Below are 5,111 nucleotides of genomic sequence, written 5' to 3'. Positions count from 1 at the left end.
GGCCGCGCTGCCGCGGGCCGGACCGGTGCCACCGCGACCCGCGGCGACACGATCGGGTGCGGGGTGGCCGGGCGCGGGGTGGCCGGGCGACCCGACCGGCGCGGGGTCGGGATCACCGTGGTGCGCTCCCCGTCGGCGGCGGTGGCGGCCGCCGCCGCGGCGCGAAGGGCGTCGATGTCCTCGACGAGCGCGGTGCCGTCGGGGTCCGGGGTGGTGACCACCGGACGCGGGGCGCGGCCCAGCTTGACCTTGGCGCGCTCGAGCAGCACCGTCTCGTCGTCGGCGAACGGGATCGGCGCGGGCGTCGCGGCGGCCAGGGCGGCGGCTGCGCCACCGCGGCGGCGCAGCACCAGCCCGACGGCCGAGGCCAGCAGCCCCCAGCCGAGGACGGCGAGCGGGGCGTTCCCCAGCGGGTAGCCGGCCTTGGCGACCGGGGCGGGCGCGGCCCCGGACTGCTCACCGGGCTTCGCCGGCGCCAGCACACCGGGGCGCGCGGGCGGGGTCACGTCGAGTGGGGCGGCGGCCGGGGCACGCACCGGGTCGTCGACGACCACGACCTGCGGGCCCTTGACGCCGTCGAGCACGACGAGCGTCATGACGTCGCGGTTCCGCAGCGTCACCGAGCCGGTCGTCGTCACGGTGCCGCTGGTCATCGTCAGCGGCACGGTGCCGGGGACGAGCTCGGCGTATCCGGTGACCAGGCCGTAGGAGATGTTCTTGGCCAGCGGCCCCGCCCCGGCGGCAGCGAGGGTCAGGCCGGGCGCCTTCTGCGCCGCGTCGACCAGCCGGACGATGCCGCGGATGTCCGGGCCGGGCACGGCCGGGTCGGGCACGAGCTGGCCCCTGATCGACGTGGCACCGGCGCCGCCGCCGGGGCCGGCGAACAGCATCAGCGTGTAGGCCGCACCCGGGTCGAGCGCCACGGCCTGCGTGACGGCGGTGGGCTTCGCTGGATCCTGCGGGCCGACGCCCAGCGTCGCGACACCGGCGGGGACGGCCTGGTAGCGGCCCACGTCGCCGTACGGGCCGACCTCGATCGGGGCGACCGCGGTGCCGTCGACCCCGGCGAGGCGCACCCGCAGCGGGGCGGAGCCGGGCACCAGGTCGAGCACCCGCAGGGCGGCGGGACGGCCGGCGGCCGGGGGCTTCGCGGCTGCGGTGAGCAGCCCGGAAGGCGCGGCCGGCGGGAACGTCACGAGCACGCCCGCGGGGCCGGCCGTCACGCTCTGCGGGGTGAACGCACCCTCCTGGGCCTTGTAGTAGGCGACGAGCCGGTCGGCGCGGGTGCCGGTGGCGGTGAACCGGATCTGGCGGCGCGGGCGGCCCGCGGCGTCCTCACCGGGCACCTGCGGCAGATCGGCGACGAGCACCTCGTCGGTCGTGGCGACGTCGGAGAGGGTGGCGAGCACCCGGGCGTCGACGTCGCCGCTGCGCAGCAGGGCCAGCGCGGCCTTCTCGCCGTTCGCACCGAGGCGGTCGGCCAGAGCGGCGCCGACGGTGGCCCGCTCGGGCTCGGCGGCCGGGGCCGCCGCGTTCGGGTCGATGCGGCGGATCTCGACGCGGGAGGCGCCGGACCCGAAGGTCGCGACGGGCTGTGAGCCGGTCATGGCGCCGTGGACCTGCGCGAACGACGCGGGGAACTGGCGGACTGCGTCGGTGGCGATGACGTAGTCGTAGTCGCGCCAGCCGTGCGGGTTGAGCGCCTGGACGGCGGGGTCGGTGTCGAGCTTGTAGAACCAGCCGACGTCGTTGCGCTTCCACCCGGCGGTGACGAGGTCGCTCCAGAAGGCGTCGTCGACGATCAGCCGCTGGTCGTGGGAGACGTTGCCGAGCACCCACTGCTTCGCCTCGCGCAAGGGGGCGTCCTGGTCGGCGGTGGTGAGGAAGGTCAGTGTGTCGTTCCAGCGCGGCTCGGCGACGACGCCGGCCCCGGCCACCGCGACGAGCAGCGCGGCGGCGGCGATCTTCACGACCGGCACGCCGGCGCGGATCCGGCGGACGGCCTCCTCGGAGACCGCGGCGATCAGCAGCGCGGCCAGCGGCAGCACCACGATGACGTACGGGATGGGCAGGTAGCCGCCGCGCAGCAGCATCGCCGCGAGCAGCAGGTAGCCGAAGGCGACCGGGCGCAGCCCCTTCACCGCGAGGGCGACGAGCGCGGCGACGAGCCCCGCCGCGAGCAGCACGCTGTCGAGCGAGAGCCAGCCGAGCAGCGTCTGCTGGTTGGGCGAGCCGGGCGTGGCCACGCTCCCGCCGGAGGTGCGGGAGAACAGCTGGAACGCGATGCCGTCCACCAGGCTGACGTGGCCCTTGCCGGGCAGCAGCTCCGAGCGCACGGCGGCCGCGAGCAGGTAGGCCGAGATCAGCAGGCCGAACAACGCGCCGGCGACGGCCATCGCGTAGCGACGGGTGCCGGTGTTGCCGCGCTGCCAGCCGAGCCAGGCGATCACCGGCAGCATCAGCAGCGCGGTCTCCTTGGTGAGCACTGCGACGGCGAAGCACACGGCCCCGCCCATGTAGGCGAGCAGCCGGCGGCGCGGGGTGCAGAAGCAGACGGCGGCGGCGAGCACCCAGACCGTCGAGAGGTTGTCGAGGTAGACGGTGCGCTCGTACTGCACGGCCAGCGGCGAGAGCGCCAGCAGCGCGACGGCGGCACCGGCGGCGATCCGGCCGTAGCCCAGGCGCCGCACCAGCACCCACAGCAGCGCGGCGGCGATCACGGCCGCGAGGACCATGAACCGGCGCCCGGCGGCCACCGCGTCGGTGACGGGGCCGAACTTCTCCGCGAGGGCGAGCCAGCCGGCGATCTGCAGCCAGCCGAGCGGGGGGTGGTCGTACCAGTAGGTGTAGTGGGTCAGCTCGCCCAGGTGCAGCATCGCGTAGGCCTGGGCCATGTACGTGCCCTCGTCGTCGATGCGCTGCGGGGCGCCGACGAGGTTCACCAGGCGCATCACCGCCACCACGACCAGCAGGGGCAGGAGCACCGCGGCCGTCATGAGGCGCGAGCGGAGGGTGGGGCGGGGCGCGGTGTCCATCGGAAGACCCTTCGTGGCGGTGGCTCGGTGCTGGCATCCATGCTGGTCGGAGCGCTGCCGCCGGGTAATCCACGCGAGGCCAGGTTCGGGCCGCAGCCGGGTAAGAGCGATGTCACCGCCCGGCAACCCTCGGCGCGAGCCCCTCCCGCCGGGGCGGGGCGCCGACGGCCACAGCCGGACCGAAACGGACCAGGCGGACGGGCCGGCCCGAGACGACCGAGACGACGATCAGCGCGCAGTGGCTCCGGCCGGCACCGGAACCCGGTGCGCCCCGCCCGCGTCCTCACGATCAGCGCGCAACCCGTCCGGCCGGCACCGGAACCACTGCACCCTCGATCCCGGACGCGGGCCGGACGCCGGCGACCCGTCCGTGATCACCGATTCGGGACCGGCAGCCGGACGGCGTGCGGTTCGTCGAACGACGATCACCGGCAGCGACCAGCACGAGCAGGCGACGGCTCGGCCCCCGCTCCGGACGACAGGAGCGGGGGCCGTGGGCCAGGGCGGTCTGAGGGGCGGGCCTACTGCGCGGCGGCTGGCTTGCGGTGGACGCCGGCGTGCTCGGTCTTCTCCCAGCCGACCTGCCCGCGGGCCTCGCGCACCACGGCGCGGATCGAGGAGAAGCTCAGCAGCACCTGGTACGGGAACGCGCCGAGGATGAGCTTGGCGTAGTCGCGGAGCCGGATCTTCACTCCGAACGAGCGGCCGAACTCCTCCAGCCCCGCTGCCTCGACGGCCATGCTGATCACCGTGGGCACGAGCGGCACGAAGCTCAGCAGCGTGACGGTCAGCGGCACCTTGACCACGAACATCGTCACCAGCGAGATCGGGATCATCACGCCGGAGTAGGCCTGCAGGAACGGCATCCAGAGCGTGTAGCGGGCGAGCATGCGCTGCTTGCGGGTCGGCAGCTCCTTCCACAGGCCCTTGCGCAGCACCTGCAGGAAGCCCTGGCACCAGCGGGTGCGCTGCTTGACCAGGCTCTTGATCGTGTCGGGCGTCTCCTCGCGGGTGACGACCTCGGGGTCGTAGGCGACCGCCACCTCGTGGCCCGCCGAGCTGAGCCGCACGCCCAGCTCGCAGTCCTCGGCGAGGCACTCGGCGTCCCAGCCGCCGAAGTCGCGCAGAACCTCGGCCCGGGCGAAGACGGTGTTGCCCCCGAGCGGGATGAACTTCTGCTCCGAATGGAAGTGCAGACGCGAGCGGAACCAGAAGTAGTACTCGAGGCAGTTGCGCAGCGACCACCACGTGGTCTGGATGTTCATCAGCTGCACGCCCGACTGGACGACGCTGGCACCGGTCTCCTCGAACCGTCCCTCCACGAGCTTGAGCAGGCCCGGGTGCACCTCGTCCTCGGCGTCGAAGACCCCGATGATCTCGCCGCGGCAGCGCGGCAGCGCGGTGTTGAGGCCCTTGGGCTTGTTCTTCGGCACCGAGTAGTCGATGACGACCTGGACGAGCTCCGGGTGCCGGCGGGCGGCGGCGTGGGCGACGGCGAGCGTCTCCGGGTCGTCGTGCCCGATGATCACGATGATCTCGAACGCCTCGTGGTCCTGCTCGGCCAGCGCGTCGATAGTGTCACCGAGCACCTCCTGCTCGTGCCGGGCCGGCAGCAGCAGCGAGAACGTGTGCGTCCGGCGGGCGGGCTTCTTCGTGAAGCCGGTGCCCTTGAGCGAGTCCGGGGTGCGCCAGGCGTGCAGCATCCACCAGGTCGTGGTGCCCGCGACGCCGGCGAGCGGCACCGACAGCGCCAGCATGACGACCGACAGAACCAGCGTCAGCGTGCCGCTCTGCGGCAGCGCCGGGGCCGCCGGGGCGACGACGGCCTTGCGGTCCTCGCGCACCGGGTCGGCGCCCGCGGCCTGCACGCCGTCGGCCCGCGGGAGCAGGCCGCCGGAGAGTCCCTTCACGTCCTCGGCGGGGGCGTGCGGCGCGTCCGGGACGGCGGGCAGCGCGCCGGCCGCAGGCGGGCGGGCGGTGCTGCCGGCGTCGTGGAACGTGGCGACGAACGCCGGGCCGAGCAGCACGAGCAGCGGGATGACGATCATCGCGACGCGCGGCAGGATGCGCCTGCGC

At 74.6% G+C, this 5,111-nt stretch carries 2 protein-coding genes; both read right to left on the bottom strand.

The genetic code is table 11. The annotated features are described in order from the left end of the window. The coding region (locus JWR81_RS32150) for a DUF4397 domain-containing protein (RefSeq protein WP_297661427.1) at window positions 1-3,035 on the bottom strand (3,035 nt) is incomplete at its 3' end. A 521-nt stretch (window positions 3,036-3,556) separates the two neighbouring features. Beyond that, window positions 3,557-5,111: glycosyltransferase (locus JWR81_RS32145; RefSeq protein ID WP_297661425.1), on the bottom strand; the 1,555-nt coding region annotated here is incomplete at its 5' end.

The organism is Pseudonocardia sp. (assembly GCF_025965585.1).
In the GTDB taxonomy this organism is placed as follows: Bacteria; Actinomycetota; Actinomycetes; order Mycobacteriales; family Pseudonocardiaceae; genus Pseudonocardia.
The sequence above is the reverse complement of the archived record's forward strand: the minus strand, read 5'-3'. Positions and strand labels throughout refer to the sequence as shown.